Here is a 26,551-nt window from a genome sequence, read left to right as displayed (position 1 = left end):
GTGCAGCGCTTCCTACGAAGCGTCCGGGTCAGGCTCCACCGGGGATTGGGCCGACTCGACAAAGGCGTCGGTGATCGCCCGGGCGGTCGCGTCGATCTGCCAGGGGCGTGCCTCGTGCTCGGCGAGTGCTGCGGCGACCGTCTCGACGGTGAGTGGTTCGGGCGGCGTCCAGGCCAGTCGGCGCAGCGTCTCCGGCGTGAGCAGGTTCTCCACCGGCATCGTCAGGAACTCCGCCGTCGCGAGGATCTTCGTCCGAGCCGCGGTGTACCTGGCGTGCGCGTCGGGATTCTTGTCGGACCAGCTGCGTGGCGGTGGCAGCGTATCGCTCGCCGGTCGGGCACCGGGGAGGTCCTCGGTGGTCTGGCCGGTGTGGATCGCGTTCCACCAGAGGTCGAGTTCGGTGCGGCTCGCGCGCCCACGGAAGTCCGAAAGGGCTGCGAGGTCGCGCTTCGAGCTGGGGTTGGCCTTCGCGGCCGCGGTGATCGAGGCGTCGGGGATGAGCCGCCCGGGGGCGGTGTCGCGGCGCTGCGCGAGTTCGTCACGCGCGATCCAGAGCTCACGAGCGACGGCGAGGTTGCGTTGTCCGCGCACGGCGTGGAGTCCGGAGAGGCGGCGCCAGGGCTCGGCGCGGGGTGCCTTCGCCTCCCGGGCCAGCGTCGCCTGGAACTCCTGGCGCGCGATGTCGCTCTTCCCGGCATCCTCGATGCGGGCTGCCAGCTCCTCCGCGGCGTCGACGAGCAGCTCGACGTCGAGCGCCGCGTATTCGAGCCAGGAGGCGGGGAGCGGGCGGGTCGACCAGTCGGCGGCGGAGTGCTCCTTCGCCAGATGGATGCCCAACAGTTCCTCGACCACGGCACCCAGCCCGACACGCGGCAGCCCGAGCAGACGGGCGCCCAGTTCGGTGTCGAAGAGCTCGCTCGGGTCGACGCCCACCTCGCGGAGGCAGGCGAGGTCCTGGCTGGCCGCGTGCAGGATCGAGCGTTCACCCTGGATCAGGGCACCGAGTTCGGCCATGGAGCCGATCGCGGGCGGGTCGTAGAGGAAGACCCCGGCACCGCGACGGTAGACCTGGATCAGATAGGCCCGCTGCGAGTACCGGTAGCCCGACGCGCGTTCGGCGTCGAGTGCGAACGGTCCGTGACCCGCGGCAAGCACCTCGAGTGAGGCGAGGTAGGCCTCGCGGGTGTCGGTGACGACCCGTGGTGCGGTGGGCGCGGGTGGGGGGAGGAGCGGTGCTGATTCCGGCGCCGCGTCACTCACGGTGAGCTCGTTTGACGGACAACAGGGAGACCCCTTCGGTGGTCGGAGGCAAGCCGGCGAGCATGCACAGCAGCTCTCCCCATCCTTCCACGTGCGCCGCGACGTCGCTCTCCAGCGGTGTCCACGACGCTCGGAGCTCGATCTGTGCGCCGTCGCCCTGCCAGGCGAGCTCCCCGAAACCACTCGAGATGATCTTCGTCGCGGTACCGGACGCCGCCTGGTACGAGGCGCCGCGGGTGTCGAGGGCGTCCACGAGCCAGGACCAGGCGACCTCGGCGAGGAACGGGTCGAGTCCGATCTCGGTCTCCAGGGGGGCCTGGGCGAAGCAGACGACGCGGAAGCGTCCACCCCAGGCGTCAGAGCCGTCCGGGTCGTAGAGGAGCACGAAGCGCCCCGTACCGAGGTCGGAGTCGGCATCGTGGCGACTCGGTGAGACGTCGGCCGCGAGGGCGATGGCGAACGGCGCGAGATTGCTCGGCGCGGGGATCTCCGTGACTCTCAGATCGGGCCGGACGGCTGCAGCGCGAACAGCGTCCACCGCTCGGGCGAACTCTTCGGGAACCTTTGCCGTCGTCGGACTCTCTACCACGAGTGAAGACTAGAGTTACATCCCGATGAATGGGCAGAGGCACGCCGGGCGGAGACGCGGACCCGGGTCGCAGGCAGGCGGTCGAGGAGTGGCGGGCACCGGCATCCGGCGGCGGGGTTCGGCGACGGATGCGATCGTCATCGCCGGTGGAGCCGCCGCCGCCGTCGGCGCCCTCGGACTCGCCGTCGTCGCGACCATCGCCCGCAAGGTGGTGGTCCCGGCTCGGGACCGCCCGAGTGAGGCGCGCATCGTCGGCTTGGACCGTGCCGGCGGGACGGTCGAACTCGTCGCGTCCCCGGACACGATCGTCCCCGGCCGCTACGGCAGCTGGGTGACGAGAAGGGCCGCCTACGTGCAGCTGGGCGACATCCTCGAGAGGCGGCAGCACACCGTGGTCCGGACGCTCCTCGGCGGCGACGTCGACGCACTCCGCGTCGGCCAGGAGGCCGAGTTCAGCGGGTGGTTCTTCCGCCGCCCGGAGGAACTGGGCCTCGCCCACGAGGACGTGCTCGTCCCGACCCCGCTCGGGCCGGCGCCGGCGTGGGCGATCCACCCGGAGGACGGACCGTCCACCCGCTGGGCCGTCCTGGTGCACGGCCGGGGGACCACGCGATCCGAAGCGCTCCGAGCGGTGCCGAGCTTCCGCAACGCCGGGTACTCGTGCCTGCTCGTCTCCTACCGCAACGACGGCGACGCTCCGCCCGCGCTGGACTTCCGCTACGCGCTCGGCGACGAGGAATGGCGCGACGTGGACGCCGCGATCGGCTGGGTGCGGGAACAGGGCGCCGCCGACGTCGTGCTCATGGGCTGGTCCATGGGCGGAGCGATCGTGCTCCAGGCCTCACGGCGGACGACGCACCCCGAACTCCTCCGCGCCGTCGCGCTCGATTCGCCGGTCATCGACTGGGTGGACGTCCTGCAGCACCAGGCCCGCGAGAACCGGATCCCGAGCGTCGTTGGTCGGGTCGCCCTGCTCGCCATCAGCCGCCGGTGGGGACGCCTCCTGACCGGGCAGGCGACGAGCATCGATCTCGGTCGGCTCGACTACGTCGCCAACGCCGCCGACCTCGCACTGCCGATCCTGCTGATGCACAGTGACGACGACGGTTACGTCCCGGCAGGGCCGTCGCGGGCGCTCGCCCTCGCACGACCGGACATCGTGACGTTCGTCCCGTTCACCGTCGCCCGTCACACGAAGCTCTGGAACTACGACCCGGAGCGTTGGACCGCCGCGGTCTCGGACTGGCTCGACGAGCTCGTGCCGCTACCGCCCGGGCACTGACCGACGGGCCGACGACTCAGGCGAGTTCGCGGAGGCGGCGCTTCGTCCTGCCGAGCAGCGCCGACATCCCACGCAGTCGCAGTGGCGACACCGCCCGGGAGAGTCCGATCATCTGCGGGAAGTCGTCGGGGACCGCGAGGACCTCGTCGACGGTGAGTCCGGCGAGCCCCTGGACGAGGATGCTCGCGAACCCGCGAGTGGTCGGCGCTTCCTCGGGAGCCGTGGCGAACAGGTGCACGATGCCGTCCTCGTCGACCTCGACGAAGAAGAACACGGGCGCCTGGCACTCGAGCACCCGCTCCATGAGATCGGGGTGGTCGCGGTACCGCTCCGGGAGGTCCGGCAGCTCGTCGCTGAATTCGAGGAGCAGCTGCAGCCGTGAGCGTTCCTCGACGGCGAGGAACTCATCTCGGATCTCGGCGAGGTTCGGGGCGAGGAGGGAATCGGTCATGGTCACTCCAGTATCGCAGCCGGGAACAGCGGACCGCCCTCCCGCACCGTGCAGCCGTGCGGCAGGGCGGTGGGTGGACGGGTCAGCGCGTCGGTGCGTCGCCCGGCTCGGCGCCCTGCACGATCGGCACGCGCACGGCGCTGCCCCATTCCGTCCAGGAGCCGTCGTAGTTGCGGACGTTGTCGAACCCGAGCAGGTGCTGCAGGACGAACCACGTGTGACTCGACCGCTCGCCGATGCGGCAGTAGGCGATCACCTCGTCGCCCTCGGCGAGGCCCGCGCCGTCGCGGTAGATCGCGTCCAGCTCCTCGGCCGGCCGGAAGGTGCCGTCCTCGGCGACCGCCTTGCCCCACGGGACGCTCTGCGCACTCGGGATGTGACCGGCGCGGAGCGCACCCTCTTCGGGGTAGGCGGGGGCCGTGGTGCGTTCACCGCTGTACTCCTCGGGGGAGCGGACGTCGATGAGCGGCTTGCCGAGGTGGGCGAGCACATCGTCCTTGTAGGCGCGGAGGGCCGTGTCGTCGCGCTCCACCACGGGGTACTCGACGGCGTCGCGCTCCGTGGCGTCGCGGGTGATCGCCCGACCGTCAGCGATCCACTTGTCGCGTCCACCGTCGAGCAGTCGGACGTCCTCGTGTCCGAAGAGGCTGAAGACCCACAGGGCGTAGGCGGCCCACCAGTTGTTCTTGTCGCCGTAGATGACGACGGTGTCGTCTCGCGAGATCCCCTTGGATCCGAGGAGCGCGGCGAACGCGGCTCCGTCGATGTAGTCGCGCTCGACCGGGTCGTTGAGGTCGGTGTGCCAGTCGACCTTCACCGAGCCGGGGATGTGGCCGGTCTCGTAGAGGAGGACGTCCTCATCGGACTCGACGACGACGAGACCGGGTTCACCCAGGTGCGCTTCGAGCCACTCCGCCGTGACGAGGCGCTCGGGGTGGGCGTAGGCGGTGAACTTGGTCGAGGTCGAATCGGCGTCGACGGTCATGGGTACCTCCGGTCGTGCAGCTGGCTGCGGTGTGGCTCGGGTGTCGTGCATCTAGGCTGGAAGCCTGTCCCTTCGACAGTACGCCGTCCGCGCCACCGAACCGCACCGATGCGTCAGACGCCGTAACCCAGCACCCATGCAGAGCCAGAGGTTTGCCGTGACCACGCCTTCCGTCCCGACCGGATTCCGCAGCCTCGCCGACCGTGTCCCCACGGTCAGTGGCGCCGAGATCGTCGCGAGCCTGACGCCACCCCGGCAGTTCGAGCAGGCGAGCTTCGACTCGTACCGTCCGGATCCCGATTTCCCGGGCCAGGCGGCCGCGGTCGAGAAGCTCCGCGGCTTCTTCGCGCCCCAGGCCGGTGGCGGTGGCGGCTTCTTCGGACGGCGGAAGCCCAAGGTGTCGGCGGCCAAGCCGGGCATCTACCTGGACGGTGGCTTCGGCGTCGGCAAGACCCACCTCCTGGCCGCGCTCTGGCACGATGCGCCCGGTCGGAAGAAGTACTTCGGCACCTTCATCGAGTACACGGCCCTCGTCGGAGCGCTCGGCTATGCGGCGGCGGTCGCGCAGCTGACGGGCGCGACGCTCATCTGCATCGACGAGTTCGAGCTCGACGACCCGGGCGACACGATGGTCATGACCCGACTGCTCGGAGAGCTCGTCGCGACCGGGACGAGGATCGCGGCGACCTCCAACACGCCGCCGAACGCCCTGGGGGAGGGCCGCTTCGCCGCAGCCGACTTCCTCCGCGAGATCCAGGCCATGAGCGCCAATTTCGAGACCCTCCGCATCGACGGCACCGACTACCGCCGTCGCAGCATCGAGGGGCACGCCGTGGTGAGCTCCGAGGAGCGGTTCGACGCCCGCACCGAGGAGGCGGCGGCCGCCGGCCGGAACGTCACGGTCGACAGCTTCGACGGCCTCATCACGCACCTCGCCGCCGTCCACCCCTCACGGTTCATCGGACTCCTCGACGGCGTCGACCTGATCGCGCTCCGCGACGTCCACGAGTTGACCGACCAGGGCCAGGCGCTCCGGCTCGTCGCGTTCATCGACCGGGTGTACGACGCGCAGATCCCCGTGGTCACGACCGGCACCGCCCTCGACGAGGTGTTCGGCGGCGACATGCTCAACGGTGGGTACCGCAAGAAGTACCTGCGCGCGATGTCGCGCATGATCGCCCTCACCTCGATGGATTGACCGGTCCCAGCCGGTCACGAAACACGCTGTTTACCTGGACGGCACTCGCGTAACACGTCGGAAACACGCTGACAGTCGTGCGGAAACCTCCGTTCCCCAGACTGGTCGCTGTACCGAGTCGGACGGCGAGGCCGAGCTCAGCCGGTCCTCACCATCTCGGGCACCCGTTGCAAGACCACGATGTGTGAGGAAGATCCAATGGACACAGGCAGTATCGCTTGGGGAGTCACGGCAACCGCTCTGGTGCTGTTCATGACCCCCGGCGTCGCATTCTTCTACGGCGGCCTCGTGAAGGCGAAGAGCGTCGTCAGCATGATGATGATGAGCTTCGGCGCACTGGGCCTCATCAGCGTGCTGTGGATCCTCTACGGCTTCAACATGTCGGCCGTCGGCAGCCCGCTGGAGTTCGCCGGCAACCCCTTCTCCGACTTCGGGATGACCGCACTCGCGAGTGGCGAGACCGCGAACACCGACCTGGTGGGGGCGACCTACGGCGCCACCTTCGCGATCATCACGATCGCGCTGATCTCCGGCGCCATCGCCGACCGCGCGAAGTTCGGCTCCTGGATGATCTTCGCCGGTCTCTTCGCGACCATCGCCTACTTCCCGATCGCCGCGTGGGTCTGGGGCGGCGGCTGGATCATGAACCTCGGCACCACGCTGTTCGGTGAGGATGCCGGTATCGGTGTCATCGACTACGCGGGTGGCACCGCGGTGCACATCAACGCCGGAGCCGCAGCCCTCGCCCTCGCCCTGGTCCTCGGCAAGCGCATCGGCTTCCAGAAGGGCATCACGAAGCCGCACAACGTGCCGCTCACTCTCCTCGGTGCCGCCATCCTGTGGTTCGGCTGGTTCGGGTTCAACGCCGGCGCCGAATGGCTGAACGAGCTCGCGAACGTCGGACTCATCGTCGTCAACACCGTCGGGGCCACCGCGGCCGCCATCATCGGTTGGATCGTCGTCGAGAAGTTCAAGGACGGCAAGGCGACCTCGGTGGGCGCCGCTTCCGGTGCCGTCGCTGGTCTCGTCGCCATCACCCCGGCCTGCGCGAACCTGACGCCTGGCTGGGCGCTGCTCCTCGGCATCGTGGCCGGCGCCGTCTGCGCCATCGCCGTCGAGCTCAAGTTCAAGCTCGGCTTCGACGACTCCCTCGACGTCGTCGGCATCCACCTCGTCGGTGGTCTCATCGGCACCCTCTACCTCGGCTTCTTCGCGACCGAGACCGGCCTCTTCGTCGGCGGCGGCATCGAGCAGCTCGCCGTCCAGGCCATCGCCGCCTTCGCCGTCCTCGTCTACTCCTTCATCGTGGCCTTCGTCATCGGCTTCGCGATCGAGAAGACCATCGGCTTCCGCGTCAAGAACGAGGACGAGATCGCCGGCGTCGACACCTCCGTGCACGGCGAAGAGGGGTACGCGCTCGTCGACTGACCTCGACCGCCATCGATTCGCCGAACGGGCGTCGTCCATCAGGACGGCGCCCGTCCGTCGTTCGCTGGGGTGGCGGCCGCGGACGGTAGGGTGACGGCGTGTCAACCTTCACCTCGCTCATCCGTCGCGTCGCGAACGCACTCCTGGGCCCCTCCACCCGCGCCGCCTCCAGTGCGGTGCGGACCGCCGGCCTCGCGACGCCACCGACCACCACCGCCGCTTCACCCGGACGCTCGGGCCGGACGGCGACGGTCGAGGTCGATCCGCGGACGGTGGGCGCCGTGTCGATCGACTACGCCCCGGCCGTCGACGGCGATCCCGACCCAGGCGAGATCGTCTGGACCTGGGTGCCGTACGAGGAGCGCGACGGACGTGGCAAGGACCGCCCGGTGCTCATCGTGGCGCGCTCGACCGTAGGCTGGGTGCTGGCGGTGCAGCTGACGAGCAAGGATCATTCGCAGGACGGTGCGTTCGTGCCGCTCGGCACCGGCGGCTGGGACAGCGCCGGCCGTCCGAGTTGGGCGAACCTCGACCGCGTCTTCCGCGTGCACCCCGACGGCATGCGACGGGAAGCGGCTCAGGTCCCGCGGGATCGCTTCGCCCACGTCGCCGCTGGGCTCCGGTCGCGGTACGGGTGGCGCTGACCGAGCGGTGACCGGCCGCTCAGGCGTACCGGTCGCTCCGTCGCGGCGCTGCGTCCCACGGCACCTGCCCGTGCTCCCAGGCGTCCGCGGAGCTGGGAGTGCCCGGTGCGGCGGACCGGCGCCCACCCGGCACGGCGCGCTCCGCCTCGGCGAGCGTCGCGAACCGACCGATCAGTCGGCGGTCCTCTGACCGCGGAGCCCAGGTGACGCAGCGGAAGTAGGCCGGTGCGCCGCTCGGCGCGAAGTACTTCACGAGACCGGCCGGCCGGTCGGGCACATCCCGCATCACGATCCACTCGGCCTCGCCGATGCGGATCGGCGGGGCAGCGGGCCGGTCGGACATGATTCGAACATATGTTCGAACGCGCGTCGTGTCAAGTCACGCCGCGATCGATTGAGATCGACGGAACAGCGCTATCCGACGCGTTCGAGCGGCTCGGCCGGGGCCGACCGCTCGATCTCGGCGACCCAGGCGTGTCGGGTCTCCGGATCCTTCCGGATCGACAGGAGCCGGTCCATGTAGGGCTCGAGCGCCGTCACCTTGTCGAGCGGCGCACCGATGACGAGCTGGAAGCCGAGCCGCAGCCAGGCGACCACCGCGCGGCCGGCGAACTCCGAGTCCGCCTTGATGAACCCCTCGTCCAGCAGCACCGGCGCGAACCTCGGACGTGGGCGGTCCTCGTCACCGAGCTGGTAGCGCAGGGCGGCGCCGACGATGAACGCGACGAGCTCCTGGGTCTCGCCACCGCTCTTGTCGCCGAGCGAGGAGTAGACGCTGACGTCCTGCCCCGACGTGTCGTACCGTACGGCGGTGATCTCGACGTGACGGCGCACGTCGAGCACCTGGTCGCGGGTCGACTGGGCGCCGGCACCCGTGTCGCGCATCGACTCCATGAACCGGCGGAGCCGCTGGAACCGGGCCTCCAACTCGTCGTCGCCGAGGTTCGCGGTGACCTCGCTCGACAGGGCGCGCAGCTCGCGCCGGAAGGCGGAGGCCTCCTCGCGATGCACCCGGCGGAGGACGATCTTGAGACGATCGTGCGCCGGTCCGAACGGCAGGTCGCGCAGGATGTCGTTGACCGGGACCAGGCGGTCCTCGATCTCCTCGACGGCGCTGTCGAACGCGCTGCTGAGGGGGACCAGGTCCTCGCCGCTCCACTGGGACAGCCGGCGGCGCCACTCCTGGCGGCGCTCGGGGAGACCGGTGCCGAGGATGCCGTCGAGGATCGCCCGGTAGTCGCGGTAGGACTCGAGCGTCGTGCCGAGGTTGGGGTCGTGCCAGATCGACTGGTACTGCTCGAACACGTGCACCTGTGCGAGCGCGGCCTGCTCCGCCTGGCGGACGGCCGACGACAACTCGTCACCGAGCCGGGCGCGGAGCCGCTTCATCGCATCGCCGAACCCACCGAGTGACGGCACGCCGCCCACCGATGCGAGGGCGGCTTCAATCCGCTCGACGTCGGCGGGGGAGACCTCCTCCACCTCGGAGCGCTCGAAGCGGTCGATGACCGTCGTCGCCGCGTCCTGCTGATCGACGAGCACCCCGTGCTCTTCGTCGAGGCGTCTGACACGGTCCTCGGCCGGGAACCGCTCCGCGTTGGCGGCGTCGAGTTCACGTTGGGCGGCCGCCACCGAGCCCTGGAGCTCCTGCAGGACGTCACTGGCGTCGAGCAGACGCTCCAGCTCGGCCGCGGCGGCGTCACGGAGCGCTGCTGCACCGGCGACGTCGATCCGGGCCCACTCGGTGTCGAGTCGGTACCGGTGGGCGGCCCGCTCGGCCTCACGACGCGACAGCCGCTGCTGGATGCCGGCCTGTCGACCGGCGATGAGCTCGAGTCGCCCGCGGATCTCGGCCGTCTCCGCCTCGATCGACGCGATCCGCGCCTCATTGGTGAAGCCGAGGATCGGTGCGCCGCCCGTGTCGCCGTGGGAGCCGCGGCGGCCGTCACGCAGCTGGCCGTTCACGGTCACGCGGCGACCTCCGCCCGAGAGCTCCGACGGTGTCTCCACGCACCGCGCGTCGATCCGGTCCGAAGTGACGCGCTGCTCGATCCACGTACTGAACGGGGAGGTGCGGTACGTGACGCGGCCGGAGATGAACGCGGGGTCACCCGCGTCCGGGGAGGACGGCTCATGCAGCGGGACACCCTCGAACTGCAGGCGGACCGGGATCCGGACGGCGTCGATCGCGCGGCCGAACGCGTCGAGGTGTTCCTCGTCGACGAGGACGGTCCTCGCGAGACCGTGGAGGGTGACCTCGATCGCGGGACGCCAGGCGGCATAGGCGGGAGCGACGTCGATGAGCTCGGCCACGAACGGCAGCTGTTCGGGATCGAGTCCGGCCGCCTCGGCGAGGGCGAGCCTCGCCCGGTGGAGTCGATCGGGGACCGCGCCGTCACGGCCGCGAAGCGACTGCAGCTCACGGCGGAGCTCGGTATTGCGCTCCTCGAGGGGGAACGCTTCGCGATGCAGCTGGGCGCGATCGGTCTCGATGGCGTCGAGCGCGGTGTCGTCGTCGGCGAGGAAGTCCTCACTGCGGCCCAGCGCACGCCGGAACGAGGCTTCATCCTCGATCGGATCGTCGAGGACCTCGGTGCGCTCGTCGAACAGCGACCTGGCTCGTGCCACCTCGGCGTGCGTCGCCTCCGCGGCCTCACGGCGTTCCTCGGCACGCCGCAGCGCGCTCCCGCCCTGCTCCGACACCTGACGCTCGAGCTCGCGGACGCGGACACCCGCGGCAGCAGCTCGTGCCCGCGCCGCTTCCAACGTGGCCCCGGCCTCGAGCTTCTCCCGCCGGTTCCTGGAGACCGCTTCATCGAGCAATGCCTCGTGTGCGCGACTGCGCCAGACGGTGAACGGGGTCGTGCCGTCCTCGGTGAAGCCGAGGCGCTCGAGATCGGCCGCCGCCCGGTGCCCGTCCTCGTAGTCGCGACGCAGCTCACCGAGCCGCTCGAGCACCCGAGCCTTACGGCTCTCGGTCTCCATCGCGAGGTACGCCTCGTCGAGCGCTTCGAAGTGCGACAGCGCCCGGTCGGCCGCGTCGTACGTGCTCGGACGCTCCAGCACCATCGACTTGTACAGGCCGTCGACCGTCGGCAGGTGCTGGCCCGCCTGGATCCGGGCCAGCAGACGCATCGCCCGTCCACCGTCGCCACCGGCACCGATGCCGAGACGAGTGTGCAGCGTGTAGGACAGCTCCGCGTAGGTGTCGCGGACGACGAATCCGGGGATGCGACCCTGGAGCTCACCGGCGTCGAACCGTTTCGGCACGAACGCTTCGAGATCCGTGAGCTCGAACGGCCCGTCGACGGTCGCCATGGTCATCGACAGGTCGCCGGTGCGCAGCGCACGTCGGGGGACGAGGTAGGCGCGCACGACGGTGAAGCGACGGTCGTCGTCGTTGAGGAACGTCACCGCCACGGCACCCCAGGTGAGCTGATCCGTGCCGCGCAGGTTGATGTCGCGCATCGCCCCGGTCTGCGGGTCCCGTGCCGAGTCGACCTTGCCGCGGAGATAGGTGAGCAGGTTGCGCTGGTCTGGATTCCGCGCCCGTCCGACCGCCGCGTCGTTGGAGGCTCCGTTGAACGGCACGTCCGACGGCATCATGACCGCGAGATACGCGTCCATGAGCGAGCTCTTCCCGGTTCCGGAGGCGCCGGAGATGAGCGTCGCGCGGGAGGCGAAGTCGACCGATCGGTACCCGTCGAACCCACCCCAGTTGATGACCTGCATCCGTTCGATGCGCCACTGCTCGACGAGGTCCAGCAGGGTGTCGGTGTCCGTGGAGCGGCTCATCGGTCGTCCTCTGCTGCTTGTGGCTGGGTCTGGTCGTCGGGGGAGTCCTGCGACTCGGCCACGGTGCCGTCGGGCTCGTCGTCCGCGTCCGCGTCGGCATCGGTTCGCGGCTGTTCGGAGGCCGGATCGACCGCTGCGGTCTGCGTTTCGAGCCACTCCAGGAGTTCCTGGAGGCGCTCGAGGGGGAGGAGCGTCTCCACCACCGACGCGATCCGGTGGCGGCGGGCGTCCTTGGTCCGCAGCAGGACGCGCGCGGTCAGCAGTTTGTCGATCGCGCGCTCGACGCGTCCGTCGTCGCGGGCGCGGTCGGTGGCGTGCTCGGGCCGGAAGCTCGCGACGAAGCCGAGGAGCTCGTCGTGTTCGACGATCGCGGCCCGTGCGCCGTTGGCCAGTTCGGTCCGGAGACGCGTCCGCAGGTAGACGAGCAGGATCGTCTCCTCGCGGCTGTAGCTGGTGTCGTGCAGCAGGGTCGGGAAGGGACGCCGCCCGCTCTCCGAGCCCGCCTGGCGCTTGAATGCGACCTCGGCCGAGCGGTCCACTTCGAGCTCCAGGAACAGCTCGTTGAGGCGGGACCGCAGCAGCGACTCGGACTCGAGGACCGTCCGCCACTCGGCAGGCTGGAGCGCGGGGCTGACGTAGCGGTGCTTCAGCAGAGCGACCAGCGCACGACGTTGAGCGGCGTCGAGGCGTCCCTCGTCCCCTTCGAAGAGGGCGAACGAGTCGTCATCCGGGTCGGCGACCGGCGCGTCGGCGGGTGTGAAGGCGTCGAGTCCGTCCGTCGTCAGGTCGTCCGACGTCGAATCGGTCGTCGCCGTCACGGTGGGATCCGTCTCGGAGGTCATGTCATTCCGTTCCGCGCCCGGCCTGGTCGGCCGGAACAGTCGTCGTGGTCGTCGTGGCTCGCGTCAGCGCTGCGACACCGACCTCACCCAGTGGGAAGGCCGGGAGTTCGAACGCGGTGGTCGTCCCGTCCGGACGGACCGTCTCGTAGCGACGGCGTGGTGCCTGTTCGTCGTACGTGCCCAGCTGGGTCATGAGGTGGACGAGGCCGAAGAGCTCCACAGGTCGTCGGAGTTCCGGATCGAGCGCCGAGAACGCCGCATGGGCGTCCTCGGCACCGGAGGTCACCGCATCGAGGAGTCCGGCCCGGAGCTCGTCGAGGAGCGGACCACCCTGCGACCGGAGGGTGTCGAGCGACATCGCCGCGCCGTCGATCCGTTCGACGGCGGTCGCGATCGGCGGCGGTGCGACCTCGACGTCCGGATCGTAGAACCGCTCGCGCAGGTGCTCGATGTCGATGGTCTCGGGGAGGAGCGGCAGGTCGACGGTGGCGCGTGGTCCCGCGGTCCGCATCCAGATGCCGAGGCGCTGGTTCAATGCTCGCAGGGTCGTGTCGAGCTCGCGGTCCTGCACGACGTCGTGATGCACGATGTGGTCACGGAGCGTCGCGGTGAGCCGCCGACGCTGCGCGAGGACATCGTCGATCCCCTGTCGGATGATGCCGACGGCACCCCGGAAACCACGGAGCTCCGCGGGCCCGAGCCTGGCCGAGAACGGGTGGTCGAGGATGGTGGAGAGGTCGCGCTTGAGGTCCTGGAGCAGATCGTCGTTGCGGAGGAGCTCGAAAGCACCCTCGAAGGCCCGACCCTCGGCCGTCGCCGTCATCAGCTCGTCGGTGCGCCGGAGGTAGTCGTCGAGGATCTCGCCGATCGGACGGGTGTCGTTCCGGAAGTCCTCGACGATCCGCCGGTGCATCGCGATGACCGACTCCTCGACCCGGCGGAAGTCGCTCGGGAGCTGACGGATGAGGTCGGCGATGTTGGCGTAGCCGTCCTGCATCCGGTCGTCACTCGCCGCCACGACGGTGCCGCCGGCCGCGACCCGTTCGCGTTCCGCCTGGAGCTCGGCGAGCTGCGCGTCGATACGACGCAGATGCTCGTCACGGTCCGGGTCGGCCTGCAGCGCCCATCGGCGCACCGAGTCGAGGATCATGGTCAGGCGCGACTCGCTGATGAGGGCGCGGTCGTGTGCGAGGCCGTCGACGAGCGAGACCGCTTCGAGCGCGTGCGAGGTGAGCGAGTACTGTTCCTCGCCGTCGTCGGTGCTCGTCCGGACGAGCCACTGGTCGTGCACCCACTCCCGGCAGAGGGACCGTCCGCCACCGCGTTCATCGCCGCCGGCGGGGATCCGAGCACCGCGAGCCGCGAGTTCGCCGAGGTACTCCTCGACCTGCAGATGGAAGCGGTCCGCTGCGACGAACTGGACGTCGCGGCCGAACGTGGTGCGGAAGATCGCGACCACCGCCGGTGCGGTCGGGCGACTCAGGAGCCGGATCGCGGGACGCTCCAGCGCGTCCCGGACGCGGCCGAACTCTCCGTCGATCTCTCCCACTGCACTCCTCGATCGTCCGGGCACACGAACACCCCGAGGCCACCGCAGCTGCCAGATTATCAGCGCACCGCACCCGTGGTGAGCCACGCCGACCATCGACGGTCCCGATCCACCGGGCCCGGTCCGGTCGCTGTCAAGGTCCAGGGTCAGGCCGGATGGTCCGGTTACGGTGAGGACATGGGAAGAGAGCGACGCCCCCAGGTCCTGCGGGGAGACGGTTGAGCCACGCGGACGGTGACCGCCGGTGATCCGTTCAGCGCTGCGGACACTCGGGTGGTGGGCGCGCGATTACGCCTACGCACTCGTCTGGCAGGCCCGGGCCTTCGTCAGCAGAACCGACCCGCACGACTTCCTGTCCGGCGACCGGTCACCGATCGTCGTCCTCCCGGGCGTCTACGAGACCTGGCGGTTCCTCGAGCCGCTCATCCGCCGACTCCACGACGACGGGCACCCGGTGCACGTGATCGACCCGCTCGGACGCAACGACCGCTCGGTTCCGGTGGCGGCACGACTCGTCGCCGACTACCTCGAGGCGAACGGGCTCGGCGACGTCGTCCTCCTCGCGCACAGCAAGGGCGGGCTCGTCGGCAAGTACGTCATGTCGCTCGGCGGCGGCGGAGCCCGGATCTCGGGGATGCTCGCCGTCGCGGCGCCGTTCGCCGGATCGCGGTACGCGAGGCTCATGCTCCTCCCGAGCCTCCGCATCTTCACCCCCGACGACCCGACGATCCTCGCGCTCTCCCGCGAGGCGACCGTCAATCCGAGGATCGTCTCCGTCTACGGGCGCTTCGATCCGCACATCCCGGGCGGCAGCCGACTCGACGGCGCCAAGAACGTGGAACTCGACACCGGCGGTCACTTCCGGATCCTCGCCCACCCGCGGGTGTTCGCGGAGGCGCAGCTGCTGGCGGATGGTCGAGACGCATGACGGTCGAGGCGCTCGAGACCGCGGTCCACCCGCTCATGACCGTGGACGTGGTCGTTCCGGTGAAGGACGACGCCGCACTCCTCCGACGCTGTCTCCGCTCGCTACGCGCGCAGCACACCGGACCCGCATCGATCATCGTCGTCGACAACGGCAGCCGCGATCGCGCCGAGGTCGCGGCCATCGCCGAGCGGTACGACGCGGTCCTCATCGATGAGCCGATGCCCGGCATCCCCGCGGCGAACGCAGCAGGCTTCGACCACGCGACCGCGACGGTCGTGGCGAGACTCGACGCGGACTGCGTGCCGCCGCCGGACTGGGTGACGAGGATCACCGAGGCGTTCACGACGGACCCGGAGCTGGCGGCACTCACCGGCCCCGCCGTCTTCATCGACGGTCCCCGCCTGATCCGTGCGCCGCTCGCCGCGCTCTACCTCGGGGCGTACCGGCTCTTCGTCGGAGCAGCCCTCGCCCAGGTCCCGATCTTCGGGTCCAACTGTGCGATCCGACGCGAGACGTGGGAGCAGATCGCCGAGACGGTGCACCGCGAGGATGCGGAACTGCACGACGATCTGGACGTGTCGACACACCTGGGTCTCCACCGACGCGTGCGCTACGACCGGTCACTCGGAATGGGGATCTCGATGCGCCCGTTCACCGATGCCGGTTCACTCGCCCTCCGGATGCGTCGCGGCTGGAGCACCCTGCGTGTGCACTGGCCGGAGGATCTGCCCGCCGTCCGATGGCTCCAGCGCAGCACACGACTGCGCAGCGGTCCACCGGGTGCGATTCGTCGCTGACGAGTGACGCCCGGGCAGTGGCCGATGAGACGGCGCTGTCCCGTCGACCGTTATGCGCCGGAGCCCGTCGCCATCGCGCTGGTGGTCGCGGTCGGCTGAACGCGGACCCAGTCCTCACCCACCCGCCGCACGGCGCCGGCCTGAGCGAACGCCTCCAGCCAACCGGTCATCGGCCAGGTCCCCCACCGGTCGGCGAACCGCGCGCCGTTCCGGAGGATGTCGTCGAAGTGCTGCCAGGGCGGGCGCTGCGTCTCGTGGTGTTGGTGGTAGGCGTGCGCGCCTCCGACCCACACGAGTGGTGTCCCCGCCGCGCTCAGGGCGAACGCGAAGTCGGTGTCCTCACCGCCGTAGCCTTCGTAGCCCTCGTCGAACCCTCCGGTCCGGGACCACGTCGACGCAGTCGTCGCGAATGACAAGGACCAGAACAGCGGGTACTCGTCCTCGGAGGCGACACGCTCCGCGCCGTCCTCCGGGTTCGGTCTCGCGGCATGTGGTGCCGTCGCCGCCGCCAACGCGTGGTGGTCGGTGACGTCCACGCCGGGCTGCAGATAGGTCACCGGTCCGCAGAGGATGGCCCCCGGATGGCGAGCTGACGCTTCGCGGTACCGGTCGAGCAGTGCGGGCCCGGGGACGCAGTCCGCGTCGAGGAACACGATGAGGTCGGCACCGCGCTCGACGGCCAGCGCGGCACCGAGGTTCCGACCGGCCGCGAGACGGAGCCCGTCGGGCCCCGGTGGGAGGTGGACCGTCAGCTCCGCGTCGAGAGTCGGTGGTGCGTCGTCGCCGATCCACACGACGAGTCGCTCCACCACGTCACCCGACGTCGGTATGAACGCCCTGACGGCCTCGAGCTGCCGTTCGAGGTGCCCGAGTCGTGGGCGCGAGCACAGGGTCACGATCGACGTCCTCATCGCCCACCCCCTGCAGGATCCCCGGCCGCGACCGCCTCGATCGCCTCAGCCGCCCGTTGGGCGGCGCCCGCCACCTGCCAACGAGACCAGTCGGGGTCGAGCTCCGCAGCCCGGTCGAGGACGGCCGGCCAGTCCGCAGCGTCGGGCCAGGACGCCCGCACGACCGCCAGCTCGTTGGCTTCAAGTGCACGGGCGGTGGACACCTGCTCGTCGAACGGGCGTTCCTGTGGGACCACGACGGCCGTGACGCCGGCCGCGGCGAGATCGGCGATCGCGTTCTGACCGGCCCACGACACCACCACCTCCGCCCGGCAGAGCGCGTCCCACGGGTCGTCGGACCAGACAGACCCGGCACCGGTGCCGAGCGAGGTCCAATCGCGACCGCTGGCGCGTGCGGCTTCCTCCACGGCATCCCGCGACACGGCGGAACCCCCGGCACCCGCGAGGAGGAGCACCCCGCTGCGCCCGGCTTCCGCGGACGTCCGCTCGCGTCCCTCGAAGCGACTGATGCCGCCGGTGTACACCACCTTCTCCTGCACGGGACGCAGGTGCTCCAGCTGCAGCACACCCTGAGGCCATGGGGCGATGATCGTCGACGCCGCACGGAAGGCAAGCGCGTGCGGCTCGTCGTCGCGATGGCCCGGCTGTGCCATGACGATGGTGGGGACACCGAGCAGGCGTGCGAGGAGCACCACCTCGACGGAGACGTCCACCACCATCGCGTCCATCTGTTGCCGCGCAAGGGCGCCGGCGATGGTCGCGAGACGGGCGCGGTGGCCGGCATGGCCGAGTGGGGCCCAGTGCAGCAGGCCCTCCGCGGTCGGATCGCAGTCGTCCGGGGGAGACGCGCCGTCCGGCACGTCGTCATCACGGTCGAGCACCACCCAGGAACAGTTCGAGGGGAGTCCCACCGGAGCCGGGAACGAGCTGAAGCAGACGATGTCGGCGTCGAGGTGTGGAGCGACGGCGAGCAGACGCGTCACGTGCCCCCGTCCGTGGTGGTGCACGTACCAACCGATACGGGGCCTCACGAGCTGAACTCGTCGACGCGACCGGAACCGAGCACGGGCGAGTCCCCGAGGAGCGCGGCGAAGTGCTCCTCGAGCCGGCCCACCCTGGCGTCGAGCGAGAATCGGGCGAGGGCGGATGCCCGGATCGAGGCGCGGAACCCTCGGTCCAGCTCCGATTGCCGGATCAACCCGTCCACGCGGTCCGCCATGGCCGCCAGGTCTCCCGGTGCGACGACCTGCATCCCGACGCTCGCCTGGGCGATCTCGGGCACGCCGCCGACGGCGAAGCTGACCACCGGAGTCCCGGTCATCAGCGCCTCCGGTGCGACGAGACCGAACGGCTCGGCCCATGCCGGCGTCGAGACCGCTGCCGCGCTCCGCCCCACGAGCGTGGCGAGCCGCGTCGGGTCGAGCGGCCCGACATGTCGGACGTCACGTCCCAGCAACGGCGACAGCACGCGCTCGGCGTACACCGGATCGCCCACGCGACCGGCGATGACGAGCCGGCGACCGAGTCGGCGGGCGACGTCGACCGCGAGGTGCGGGGCCTTCTCCGCGACGACCCGTCCGAACCACACCAGGTCGTCACCGCCTCGGCCGGCCCGCCAGGCATCCGGATCGATGCCGTTCAGGAGCACCTCGGATTCGACACCGGCCGTCGCCCAGGTGCGCTTCGTGAACTCGCTCACCGCCAGGAACCGGCTGCCGTCGGAACCGGCCCGGCTCGCGGCAACGGCGACGGCCTCGTCGACCGGTGTGTGCAGGGTGGTGATCATGGGGACGCCCAGCTCGGGCGCCAGTTCCACCGGCAGCGCCTCCAGGCAGTGGTTGGAGACGACGTCGTATCGCCCTGGCCGAGCGGCGATCGCCTCGAGCGCCCGGCGCAATGCCGGGACGGATCGGGTCATGTGGCCCGGGGGATACCGCTCGTCGTCGGGAGAGGACCAGCGCGGCCACCGTAGTTCCGGTAGTTCGAAGACGCTGCCGCGCTCGACGAAGTCGGACCCGCGGACGCCGATGAACGTCACCTCGTGGCCTCGAGCGCGGAGCGCGGTGACCTCCGACCACACGGCGGATTCGAGCCCGCCGGCATGTGGGCGACGGATGGGGAAGCGCAGCGGGGCGATGACGACGACGCGCAGTCGTGGACCGGCCGTCACGAGGCGCGCTCGGCGATGACTCGGCGGTACAGCCCGGCGTGCGCTGCTGCGCCGACGGCGTCGTCGACGACGCGACGGGCGCGGCGCTCGGCGACGGTGGCGCTCCGACCGGCGGAACCGGCTCGGGTCGCGCCGTCCGCTTCGAGGAGCTCGCCGACGGCACGCTCGAGTGATGCTCCGTCCCCGAGGTCGTACGCGGAGACCGTGTCGTCGGGATGCTGCTCGAGGTACGCTCCGATCCCGGACGGGACGGCGACGGACACGCCGAGATCCCAGCAGAGTTCGAGCCAGCCGGAATGCGTGCCGTGCCGGTAGGGGAGCAGGCAGACGTCCAGGCGGCCGAGCGCGATGGCGAGTCCGAGGTCGTCGAGACGCTCGTGCTCGATGAGGAGCGCCGCTTCCGATCTACCGACAAGCCGTCGGACGGCGTCGCGGGCCTCCGGATCGCGGACCACGTGGTGCATCCGGATCTCTGCGACGACGTCCGCTCCACGGCGGCGCAGGCGTTCGACCGCGTCGATGAGGGTGGTGACGACACCGACCGCGTCCACATTGGGGCGCAGGTCCTTCAGATGGACGCCGACCCGAAACCCGGCCGACGGCAGCACGAGCGGGACGTCGACGTCGTCCGAGAGGAGTGACGGATGAGCGATGACCATCGCCTCGCGACCCCAGCGTTCCCGGATCCCCTCGGCGGCGCCGGGGGTCAGCGTGACCAGCGCGTCGGCGCCGCGGACGAGCTCGTCGAGCTGCGCCCCGTACGCCCCCTGGTGCTCGAGCTGAGGGTGCTCGAGGTCGTGCACCGTGTAGACGACCGACCAGCCGACCTCGTGCGCGGCCTCGAGGCACGCGGTCACGTGTCCGGGTGGGAACGACTCCGTGCCGAAGTGGATGTGCAGGAGATCGGCATCGGCGGCGTGGTCTCGGATCCAGCTCGGATCGAGGGCCACGGGCGGCCACCAGACGCCCGATGGCGCTCCCTCGACCGGCGGATCTCCCAGGACGTCGATCTCGGGTGAGGCGGAGACCCGGCCGACGTAGGGGTGCGCGGCCGGGATCGAGACGACACGGATCGGGCGAGACGTCGGGTCGGCGACTCGAGCGGTGGGGTGCGTCGCGGTCGGCTGCATGGCGGGATCCCCTATACGGATGCGGGCGCGAGACGCGCGGACGGGTCGGCGCGATGCGCGCGCCGTCCTCCGAACATAGGTCCGATGACGAGAGTGCCCGCGACCCTTGACGCGGGCCCCCCACTGCACCACCATGACGCAGGTGATCGCAGCCCCACCCCGTCTCCTCATGGTCGGCCCCCAGCAGCACGGTGTCGTCCAATACGCGATCGACGTCGCCGACGCCGTGGTCGACGCTGATCCTCGCGCTGCACGGGTGTACGCCCCGACCCCGTCCGACGCCGTGCACCTGCTCGACGGCGTGGATCGTGCACACGTCCACGTCACCGACCGCCTGTTCGGCCGGTCGCCCGAGGAGGCGGCGGACGCCGTCGAGCGCCTCGCGGACGTCACCGAGTTGACGGTCACCCTCCACGACGTCCCGCAGACGTCGGACGGCAGGATGCTGGACCGCCGCATCGCCGCCTATGCTCGCTTCATCGCCGCCGCCCACGCGACGGCCGTCAACAGCCGTCATGAGCAGGCGCTCGCCGAGGAGTTCCTCGGTGTCAGTGCCTCGGTCGTTCCATACGCCATCCCGCTCGGCTCCCGGATCGCATCCGCTCCGGCCACCGTGGACGATGCGTCGCAGCGCGGAGCGGCCCGTCCGCTCACCGTCCTCATCGCCGGGTTCATCTACCCGGGAAAGGGCCACGCAGCGGCGATCCAGGCGGCATCGAGAGCGGCCGAGGATCTCCGTGCCACCGGTCACCCGATCGCCGACGTCGTCGTCCGTGCCATCGGCGCCCCCTCGGCCGGCCATGAGGACGACGTGCTCGACCTCGAGGCGGAAGCACGCGCCGCCGAGGTCTCGTTCGAGGTGACCGGGTACCTCGACGATGCGGCGTTCGCCGCGCAGATCTCGCTTCCTGGCATCCCGCTCGCCGCGCACGGCCATGTCTCCGCGTCGCGCTCGATGCTTGACTGGGTCGAGGCAGGCCGCCGGCCACTCGTCGTCGACTCGCGCTACGCGGCGGAGATGGAGCAATTGCGGCCGGAGACGATGGTCCGCTACGACCCGTCGACGCTGCACACCGAGTTGGCCGCGGCCTGGCTGGATCCCTCCCGGACGCGCCTGCCCGCCGGTCGCAGCCTCCGCCCCGCGCTGCCGGACACCGCGAGCGCGTACCTCGACTGGTGGGGCGCGACGGCCGGTACCGGTCGGCACCGCCCGCCGACGCTCTAGCACGCTCGCAGGAGCGACGCACCACCCTGGCCTCCGGTCGCTCGACCTGGGATCTTGGGACGATGACGCACAACGCACGGGACGGGTCGACGACGGACAGCTGGCGGCCTCGCGACACGAGCGAGCCGGTGTCCGAGCGGAGCATCGAACAGGTCGACGCCTGGTGGCGCGCCGCGAACTACCTGTCCGTCGGACAGATCTACCTGCTCGACAACCCGCTCCTCCGCCGCCCGCTCGAAGCCGCTCATGTGAAGCGCCGGCTCCTCGGCCACTGGGGGACCGCTCCCGGGTTGAATCTGACCTATGCGCATCTCAACCGCGTGATCGCGGAGCGCCACCAATCGGCGATGTTCATCGCCGGGCCCGGGCATGGCGGGCCGGCGATCCTGGCGAGCGCCTACCTGGACGGCACCTACAGCGAGATCTACCCTGACGTCGCCGAGACCGAAGCAGGGTTGACCCGGTTCTTCCGTCAGTTCAGCTTCCCCGGCGGGGTACCGAGTCACGCGGCTCCCGAGACGCCAGGCAGCATCCATGAGGGTGGCGAGCTGGGGTACGTCCTGAGCCACGCGTACGGCGCAGCCTTCGACAACCCCGATCTCCTCGTCGCGGCGGTCGTCGGCGACGGTGAAGCGGAGACCGGACCGCTCGCGACCAGCTGGCATTCCAACAAGTTCATCGACCCGGTCCAGGATGGCGTCGTCCTGCCCATCCTGCACCTGAACGGCTACAAGATCGCGAACCCGACGGTCCTGGCTCGCATCCCACGCTCCGAACTCGAGAGTCTCCTGCGTGGATACGGACACGAACCGTTCTTCGTCGAGGGCGGGTTCGACGGCGAGGATCCGATGGCGGTCCACCGCAGGTTCGCCGAGGTCCTCGACGTCGTGTTCGACCGCATCGCGGCCATCAAGTCCCGGGCCGCCACCGGAGACACCGGACGGCCGGTATGGCCCATGATCGTGCTGCGCACACCGAAGGGCTGGACCTGCCCCGAGGTGATCGACGGCGTCCGGGTCGAGGGGACGTTCCACGCGCATCAGGTTCCGCTCGCCGACGCTCGGGACACCGAGGAGCACACCCGGATCCTGGAGTCCTGGATGCGGAGCTACCGGCCTGAAGAGCTCTTCGACGAACATGGCGCGGTGGTTCCGCTCGTGCGGGGACTCGCTCCGCGCGGGGAGGCCCGGATGAGCGCGACCCCGCACGCCAACGGAGGTCTGCTGCGCACGGAACTCGACCTCCCCGCGATCGACGACGCCGCCGTCGTGGTGGACGCCCCGGGTGGTCGCGACGCCGGGGCGACGGGAGTCCTGGGGTCGTGGCTCACGGAGGTGATCCGGCGTAACCCGACCACCTTCCGGATCTTCGCTCCCGACGAACTCGCCAGTAACCGACTCCAGGCGGTCTTCGAGGTGACCGAACGGCAGTGGAACGCCGAGACCGTCCCGGACGACGAGCATCTCGCCCGCGCCGGCCGGGTCATGGAGATGCTCAGCGAGCACCAGTGTCAGGGCTGGTTGGAGGGCTACCTGCTCACCGGTCGGCACGGCCTGTTCACCTGCTACGAAGCCTTCATCCACATCGTCGACTCCATGTTCAACCAGCATGCGAAGTGGCTGAACGGTTCACGTGAGTTGCCATGGCGGCGCCCGGTGGCGAGCCTCAACTACCTCCTCACGAGTCACGTCTGGCGTCAGGACCACAACGGCTTCAGCCACCAGGACCCCGGGTTCATCGACCACGTCGTGAACAAGAAGCCCGATGTCATCCGGGTGTATCTGCCGTTCGATGCGAACACCCTCCTGGCCGTCTCGGAGCACTGCCTGCAGAGCACGGACGAGATCAACGTCATCGTCGCGGGCAAGGACCAGGAACCCGTGTGGCTCGGCGTCGACGAGGCCCGCGCGCACTGCGCCCGCGGGCTCGGCATCCTGCCCTTCGCCGGTTCAGAGCGTGCTGGGGAGCGCCCGGACCTCGTCATGGCCTGTGCCGGGGATGTCCCCACGCTCGAGACGCTGGCCGCCGTGAGTATCCTGCGCGAACGCATCCCGGAGCTGTCGGTCCGAGTCGTGAACGTGGTCGACCTCATGCGACTCATGGGTGAGGATCAGCATCCGCACGGCCTCTCCGACGCCGAATACGACAGCGTGTTCACGACGGACCGTCCAGTCGTCTTCGCCTACCACGGGTACCCGTGGCTCATCCATCGGCTGACGTACAAGCGCCACGGGCACGATCAGCTGCATGTCCGCGGGTACCTCGAGAACGGGACCACCACGACACCGTTCGACATGGTGATGCTCAACGAGATCGACCGGTTCTCGCTCGTGTGCGACGCGATCGACCGGACGCCGGGGCTCGGCGAGCGGTTCGCGGGTCTCCGTCAGGAGATGCAGGACGCCCGGCTCCGGGCCCGAGCGCACACCAGGGAGTTCGGCGAGGACGCACCCGAGATCACCGGCTGGCGCTGGCCCGCTGTCGGTTAGGACCGCCCCGTGACGGGTCGCCCGAGCTCTCGGAGGAGCGTCGGGAACTCGTCCGCGAACTCGCGGGCGAGGGCTCCGAGAGGGCCGATCCGGTCTGCGAGCCGATCGCCGGAGGCGGCGTGCAGCACGGTACCCCAGCAGCTCGCCGCGAGCGGGGAGAGTCCGCGTGCCGCGAGCCCGGCGATCGCTCCGGCCAGGACGTCACCGCTCCCCGCCGTCCCGAGGGCCGGACTCCCGCCGGGCGCGATGAAGTCCCGCTCACCGTCGGAGACCCTGCCCTGACAGGTGACGACGGCGCCGTACCGTCGCGCCAGTTCGAGCGCCGCCGTGTCCGGGTCGGCCTCGTCCACGTCGAGGAGGATCGCGGCCTCGGCCACGTTCGGGGTGAACACGAGGCGACCTTCCAGCCCCTTCGAGAAGTCGGGAGCGTGTGACAGGGCACCGAGCGCGAAGGCGTCGAGCACCACGACGGTGTCGGCGCCCAGGAGCGGGCGCAGGCTGTGGAGGAGTGCCACGGCTTCGTCCGCGTCGTCGAGGCCAGGACCGAGCAGCAGACAGTCGACGTCCAGGACGTCCTCGAGGCGGCCGACCTCGTCACCCCGGACGGCTCCGGCGCTGGTTTCGGCCAACCCGATGACGCCTGCCTCAGGGAAGGCGATCGCGAGTGGCGACGATGCTGACGCACCGACCGCGAGCGTGATCCGACCCGCGCCGACCCTGAGGACGGCCAGGCCCGCCAAGGCGACCGCCCCTGGCGTCATCCGCGCGCCACCGACGACGAGCGTCGACCCACGATCGTCCTTCGACGATCCGGGATCGGGGAGCGGCCAGTCGGCGAGGACCTCAGGCGTGAGCATAGTGGGGTCAGCTTCGGACATCGGTCGCCCCCGAGTGCTCGGTGACCGCCACCTGCGCCTGCTGGAGGTGTGCGGTCGCATTCGCCGCGCGTGCTCTCCAGGCCCGTCCGTCGTGGACGAGGTGGGTGAAGGAGGCGTTCGGTGTCGGACGGAGTGCGGCCTCCTCCAGGACGCGACGCTCATCCCACCCCTCGCAGATGTAGCGGAAGAGCGAGATGACGGCGTCGTGACAGACCACCAGGGCCCGCGTGCGGTCGGCGTGCCGGTCCAGGTCGCCGATGAACGAGCGGAGGCGGAGGGCCACATCCGTCCACGCCTCACCTCCAGGCGGTCGGTAGTAGAACTTGCCGAGGGACCGTCGTCGAGCGGCCTCCTCCGGGAACTCCGCATCGACGCCGACCGAGGTGAAGGTGTCGAGAATCCCGAGTTCGCGATCGCGCAGCCGTTCGTCGACGACCGGCCGAAGCTCATCGGCGTCGAACGCGGCGGTCCGGAGCGCGACGACGGCCGTCTCGTGCGCTCGCCGATAGGGCGAGCTGAACACGATGTCAGGGCGGTCGGCGGGAGCGAGGGTGGCGAGTCGAGCGCCCACCGCGGCTGCCTGCTCGACACCGAGGGCCGAGAGGGGTACGTCGGCGTCACGATCGGGGACGGCGATGCGGTGGGATCCGGCACGATCGGCTTCCAACGCGGCGAGGTTCCCGGCGCTTTCACCGTGGCGGACGAGGATCAGTTCCGTGATGGCCATGCGTCCACGGTAGCCAGCACGATTCGGTGCACGGGGAGCTTGACGATCCGGCGATGATCCTCCATAGGGCGTCGCCGCCAGCCGGCCCTCGACGGTGATGACACCGCTCGATGATTGCGACAAACCGACGATGCCCGGGCCGCGACGGCGTCCTGTCGTTCGACCATGTCTTCACCCTCGGCGATCCCATCGTCGCAACCGTCGGCATGGGCGCAGATCGCCATCACCGCTTTCAGGGTGCTCTGGTTCGCCCAGCTGGGGAGCAATATCGGCACGGCCTTCGGCGCCCCCGTCGTGTTCGGTGTCAACGCGCTGAGCTTCGTCGTGGCCGTGATCGCCCTCGTCTGGTGGAAGCGACCCTCGCAGACGGGTCTCGACGACCACGAGCGTTCGGGGCAGCGTTGCGAGCGGGGTCCGGTACGTCGTGTCCGCGCACCTCGTCCGCCGGATCCTGCTGCGGTCCGCGCTCTTCGCGCTGCAGCTCACCCTGCCGCAGTGGGTGCGGTCCCGCGGAGCCTCGATCTGCATCTTCATCTTCATGCGCGCGATGGCCACCGGCTCGATCGGCTGGGGCGTGGCTGCGCAGGGACTCGGCACGCCGCTCGCGTGCAGACACTGCTTCCCGAGCGATCCCCGCCGGACAGGGGCTGCCAGGGCGGAACGTCTTGATCTCGCGGAGTGAGTCGCCGCAGTGGAGGGTGGTACACCCCGGGCGATGGTGGATGATGTGGGCGATACCGGACTCGAACCGATGACCTCTTCCGTGTGAAGGAAGCGCGCTACCAACTGCGCCAATCGCCCGCAGGTCGTCCGCACCGGAGAGGTGCCGAACAGCCGCGAGTCACGATACTAGCCGATGGCGGGGGACGAACGCACATCGGCGCCGTACGCGCGCCGGTTTGAACATCGGTCCCGGTTTCGGCTAGAGTCGTTCGAGCACGCAGTGATGCGGGCAATGCGGATGTGGCGCAGTGGTAGCGCATCACCTTGCCAAGGTGAGGGTCGCGAGTTCGAATCTCGTCATCCGCTCGAGTGTCAGTGGTGTTGTTCCGGCAGGAGCCCTACTCGGCAGTGTGTTCGGTCACACATGGTGGCGTGGCCGAGAGGCTAGGCAGCGGCCTGCAAAGCCGTCCACACGGGTTCGAATCCCGTCGCCACCTCACCTCAGCAACACAGTTCCACCAGCAACATCCCGGCGTCGTGTCTCACACGCCACCCGGGCGATTGGCGCAGCGGTAGCGCGCTTCCCTGACACGGAAGAGGTCACTGGTTC

The 26,551-nt window shown here is 70.2% G+C and carries 23 protein-coding genes and 3 tRNA genes; 11 read left to right on the top strand and 15 right to left on the bottom strand.

The features are described 5' to 3' along the window. Positions 1-12: 12 nt before the first annotated feature. On the bottom strand, positions 13-1,260 hold the full coding sequence (locus QRN44_RS10120) for an HRDC domain-containing protein (protein WP_121290726.1): 1,248 nt from the start codon (positions 1,258-1,260) through the stop codon (positions 13-15). Further along, the gene (locus tag QRN44_RS10115; RefSeq protein ID WP_285039060.1) at positions 1,253-1,849 is read right to left on the bottom strand and encodes a DUF3000 domain-containing protein; all 597 of its coding nucleotides are present in this window, start codon (positions 1,847-1,849) and stop codon (positions 1,253-1,255) included. The genes QRN44_RS10120 and QRN44_RS10115 overlap by 8 nt, the downstream gene beginning before the upstream one ends. 88 nt (positions 1,850-1,937) lie before the next feature. Here QRN44_RS10115 and QRN44_RS10110 point away from each other — a divergent pair, with 88 nt between their 5' ends. Then, positions 1,938-3,131: an alpha/beta hydrolase family protein gene (locus QRN44_RS10110; protein ID WP_285039059.1), complete on the top strand. Its 1,194-nt coding sequence runs from the start codon at positions 1,938-1,940 to the stop codon at positions 3,129-3,131. 16 nt (positions 3,132-3,147) lie between these two features. Here QRN44_RS10110 and QRN44_RS10105 read toward each other — a convergent pair whose 3' ends face one another. After that, entirely contained in the window at positions 3,148-3,582 is a 435-nt protein-coding gene (locus QRN44_RS10105) for a SufE family protein (RefSeq protein WP_071260092.1), read from the bottom strand. A gap of 82 nt (positions 3,583-3,664) precedes the next feature. Then, positions 3,665-4,567 carry a sulfurtransferase gene (locus QRN44_RS10100; RefSeq protein WP_121290722.1) on the bottom strand — a complete coding sequence of 301 codons (903 nt, stop codon included), beginning with the start codon at positions 4,565-4,567 and terminating at the stop codon, positions 3,665-3,667. A gap of 136 nt (positions 4,568-4,703) precedes the next feature. Between QRN44_RS10100 and zapE the strand changes: the two genes are divergently transcribed. The 3 genes from zapE (at position 4,704) to QRN44_RS10085 (ending at position 7,837) form a co-directional block, all read left to right on the top strand. Beyond that, positions 4,704-5,765 carry a cell division protein ZapE gene (gene zapE, locus QRN44_RS10095; protein ID WP_121290720.1) on the top strand — a complete coding sequence of 354 codons (1,062 nt, stop codon included), beginning with the start codon at positions 4,704-4,706 and terminating at the stop codon, positions 5,763-5,765. Positions 5,766-5,963: 198 nt separating this feature from the next. Beyond that, positions 5,964-7,193 (top strand): ammonium transporter, encoded by a 1,230-nt coding sequence (locus QRN44_RS10090; protein WP_064293796.1) that lies wholly within the window; start codon positions 5,964-5,966, stop codon positions 7,191-7,193. A gap of 98 nt (positions 7,194-7,291) precedes the next feature. Beyond that, positions 7,292-7,837, top strand: a complete 546-nt coding sequence (locus QRN44_RS10085; RefSeq protein WP_285039058.1) for a type II toxin-antitoxin system PemK/MazF family toxin — start codon at positions 7,292-7,294, stop codon at positions 7,835-7,837. Positions 7,838-7,856: 19 nt separating this feature from the next. Here the strand turns inward: QRN44_RS10085 and QRN44_RS10080 are convergent, their stop codons facing one another. The 4 genes from QRN44_RS10080 to QRN44_RS10065 all read right to left on the bottom strand — a co-directional run bounded on the left by QRN44_RS10080 (position 7,857) and on the right by QRN44_RS10065 (position 14,023). After that, entirely contained in the window at positions 7,857-8,180 is a 324-nt protein-coding gene (locus tag QRN44_RS10080) for a hypothetical protein (protein ID WP_175115864.1), read from the bottom strand. A 71-nt stretch (positions 8,181-8,251) separates the two neighbouring features. Then, positions 8,252-11,632 carry an ATP-binding protein gene (locus QRN44_RS10075; protein ID WP_285039057.1) on the bottom strand — a complete coding sequence of 1,127 codons (3,381 nt, stop codon included), beginning with the start codon at positions 11,630-11,632 and terminating at the stop codon, positions 8,252-8,254. Continuing rightward, positions 11,629-12,474, bottom strand: a complete 846-nt coding sequence (locus QRN44_RS10070) for a DUF4194 domain-containing protein (protein WP_064293799.1) — start codon at positions 12,472-12,474, stop codon at positions 11,629-11,631. Before QRN44_RS10070 ends, QRN44_RS10075 begins: the two co-directional genes overlap by 4 nt. Before the next feature lies 1 nt (position 12,475). Then, complete coding sequence (locus QRN44_RS10065; protein ID WP_158596570.1) at positions 12,476-14,023, bottom strand: DUF3375 domain-containing protein; 1,548 nt, start codon at positions 14,021-14,023, stop codon at positions 12,476-12,478. Between the two features lie 247 nt (positions 14,024-14,270). Between QRN44_RS10065 and QRN44_RS10060 the strand changes: the two genes are divergently transcribed. Together QRN44_RS10060 and QRN44_RS10055 are read left to right on the top strand one after the other, a co-directional pair. Beyond that, positions 14,271-14,951, top strand: coding sequence for an esterase/lipase family protein (locus tag QRN44_RS10060; protein ID WP_121291083.1), 681 nt, complete (start codon positions 14,271-14,273; stop codon positions 14,949-14,951). Then, positions 14,948-15,748: a glycosyltransferase family 2 protein gene (locus tag QRN44_RS10055; RefSeq protein ID WP_285039055.1), complete on the top strand. Its 801-nt coding sequence runs from the start codon at positions 14,948-14,950 to the stop codon at positions 15,746-15,748. The genes QRN44_RS10060 and QRN44_RS10055 overlap by 4 nt, the downstream gene beginning before the upstream one ends. A gap of 50 nt (positions 15,749-15,798) precedes the next feature. Here the strand turns inward: QRN44_RS10055 and QRN44_RS10050 are convergent, their stop codons facing one another. Genes QRN44_RS10050 through QRN44_RS10035 form a run of 4 tightly spaced genes read right to left on the bottom strand, consistent with a single transcriptional unit; the run spans position 15,799 to position 19,959 of the window. Further along, positions 15,799-16,659, bottom strand: a complete 861-nt coding sequence (locus QRN44_RS10050; protein ID WP_121290712.1) for a glycosyltransferase family 2 protein — start codon at positions 16,657-16,659, stop codon at positions 15,799-15,801. Continuing rightward, the gene (locus QRN44_RS10045) at positions 16,656-17,642 is read right to left on the bottom strand and encodes a glycosyltransferase (RefSeq protein WP_285039054.1); all 987 of its coding nucleotides are present in this window, start codon (positions 17,640-17,642) and stop codon (positions 16,656-16,658) included. The genes QRN44_RS10050 and QRN44_RS10045 overlap by 4 nt, the downstream gene beginning before the upstream one ends. A 44-nt stretch (positions 17,643-17,686) precedes the next feature. Beyond that, entirely contained in the window at positions 17,687-18,829 is a 1,143-nt protein-coding gene (locus QRN44_RS10040) for a glycosyltransferase (protein ID WP_285039053.1), read from the bottom strand. Continuing rightward, a complete protein-coding gene (locus QRN44_RS10035; RefSeq protein ID WP_121290706.1) occupies positions 18,826-19,959 on the bottom strand; it encodes a hypothetical protein in 1,134 nt (377 codons plus the stop codon). Before QRN44_RS10035 ends, QRN44_RS10040 begins: the two co-directional genes overlap by 4 nt. A gap of 142 nt (positions 19,960-20,101) precedes the next feature. Between QRN44_RS10035 and QRN44_RS10030 the strand changes: the two genes are divergently transcribed. Both QRN44_RS10030 and QRN44_RS10025 read left to right on the top strand, forming a co-directional pair. Next, positions 20,102-21,184, top strand: a complete 1,083-nt coding sequence (locus QRN44_RS10030; protein ID WP_121291080.1) for a hypothetical protein — start codon at positions 20,102-20,104, stop codon at positions 21,182-21,184. 62 nt (positions 21,185-21,246) lie between these two features. After that, positions 21,247-23,673 carry a phosphoketolase family protein gene (locus tag QRN44_RS10025; RefSeq protein WP_285039052.1) on the top strand — a complete coding sequence of 809 codons (2,427 nt, stop codon included), beginning with the start codon at positions 21,247-21,249 and terminating at the stop codon, positions 23,671-23,673. On the opposite strand, the gene QRN44_RS10020 is transcribed toward QRN44_RS10025, so the two are convergent. Both QRN44_RS10020 and QRN44_RS10015 read right to left on the bottom strand, forming a co-directional pair. Continuing rightward, complete coding sequence (locus QRN44_RS10020; RefSeq protein ID WP_285039051.1) at positions 23,670-24,551, bottom strand: ADP-dependent NAD(P)H-hydrate dehydratase; 882 nt, start codon at positions 24,549-24,551, stop codon at positions 23,670-23,672. The two genes, QRN44_RS10025 and QRN44_RS10020, sit on opposite strands and share 4 nt — an antisense overlap. Next, positions 24,538-25,278, bottom strand: a complete 741-nt coding sequence (locus QRN44_RS10015) for a histidine phosphatase family protein (protein WP_285039050.1) — start codon at positions 25,276-25,278, stop codon at positions 24,538-24,540. Before QRN44_RS10015 ends, QRN44_RS10020 begins: the two co-directional genes overlap by 14 nt. A 424-nt stretch (positions 25,279-25,702) precedes the next feature. Here QRN44_RS10015 and QRN44_RS10010 point away from each other — a divergent pair, with 424 nt between their 5' ends. After that, positions 25,703-25,960, top strand: coding sequence for an MFS transporter (locus QRN44_RS10010; protein WP_285039049.1), 258 nt, complete (start codon positions 25,703-25,705; stop codon positions 25,958-25,960). 46 nt (positions 25,961-26,006) lie between these two features. On the opposite strand, the gene QRN44_RS10005 is transcribed toward QRN44_RS10010, so the two are convergent. Continuing rightward, positions 26,007-26,079 (bottom strand) — tRNA-Val (locus tag QRN44_RS10005). A 156-nt stretch (positions 26,080-26,235) separates the two neighbouring features. Between QRN44_RS10005 and QRN44_RS10000 the strand changes: the two genes are divergently transcribed. Both QRN44_RS10000 and QRN44_RS09995 read left to right on the top strand, forming a co-directional pair. Continuing rightward, a tRNA-Gly gene (locus QRN44_RS10000) sits at positions 26,236-26,307 on the top strand. A gap of 60 nt (positions 26,308-26,367) precedes the next feature. Further along, positions 26,368-26,438, top strand: a tRNA-Cys gene (locus QRN44_RS09995). Positions 26,439-26,551: the final 113 nt, after the last annotated feature.

This window comes from Plantibacter sp. lyk4-40-MEA-4 (assembly GCF_030209415.1).
Lineage (GTDB): Bacteria > Actinomycetota > Actinomycetes > Actinomycetales > Microbacteriaceae > Plantibacter > Plantibacter flavus_A.
This window is presented reverse-complemented; position numbering and strand designations above follow the sequence as displayed.

What these genes read in the sequence shown, in the direction of transcription:
- QRN44_RS10105 (WP_071260092.1), bottom strand. Translation starts at nt 3,582, where the DNA reads ATGACCGATTCCCTCCTCGCCCCGAACCTCGCCGAGATCCGAGATGAG.
- QRN44_RS10100 (WP_121290722.1), bottom strand. Translation starts at nt 4,567, where the DNA reads ATGACCGTCGACGCCGATTCGACCTCGACCAAGTTCACCGCCTACGCC.
- zapE (WP_121290720.1), top strand. Translation starts at nt 4,704, where the DNA reads ATGCAGAGCCAGAGGTTTGCCGTGACCACGCCTTCCGTCCCGACCGGA.
- QRN44_RS10090 (WP_064293796.1), top strand. Translation starts at nt 5,964, where the DNA reads ATGGACACAGGCAGTATCGCTTGGGGAGTCACGGCAACCGCTCTGGTG.
- QRN44_RS10080 (WP_175115864.1), bottom strand. Translation starts at nt 8,180, where the DNA reads ATGTCCGACCGGCCCGCTGCCCCGCCGATCCGCATCGGCGAGGCCGAG.
- QRN44_RS10075 (WP_285039057.1), bottom strand. Translation starts at nt 11,632, where the DNA reads ATGAGCCGCTCCACGGACACCGACACCCTGCTGGACCTCGTCGAGCAG.
- QRN44_RS10070 (WP_064293799.1), bottom strand. Translation starts at nt 12,474, where the DNA reads ATGACCTCCGAGACGGATCCCACCGTGACGGCGACGACCGATTCGACG.
- QRN44_RS10055 (WP_285039055.1), top strand. Translation starts at nt 14,948, where the DNA reads ATGACGGTCGAGGCGCTCGAGACCGCGGTCCACCCGCTCATGACCGTG.
- QRN44_RS10050 (WP_121290712.1), bottom strand. Translation starts at nt 16,659, where the DNA reads ATGAGGACGTCGATCGTGACCCTGTGCTCGCGCCCACGACTCGGGCAC.
- QRN44_RS10035 (WP_121290706.1), bottom strand. Translation starts at nt 19,959, where the DNA reads ATGCAGCCGACCGCGACGCACCCCACCGCTCGAGTCGCCGACCCGACG.
- QRN44_RS10025 (WP_285039052.1), top strand. Translation starts at nt 21,247, where the DNA reads ATGACGCACAACGCACGGGACGGGTCGACGACGGACAGCTGGCGGCCT.
- QRN44_RS10020 (WP_285039051.1), bottom strand. Translation starts at nt 24,551, where the DNA reads ATGTCCGAAGCTGACCCCACTATGCTCACGCCTGAGGTCCTCGCCGAC.
- QRN44_RS10015 (WP_285039050.1), bottom strand. Translation starts at nt 25,278, where the DNA reads ATGGCCATCACGGAACTGATCCTCGTCCGCCACGGTGAAAGCGCCGGG.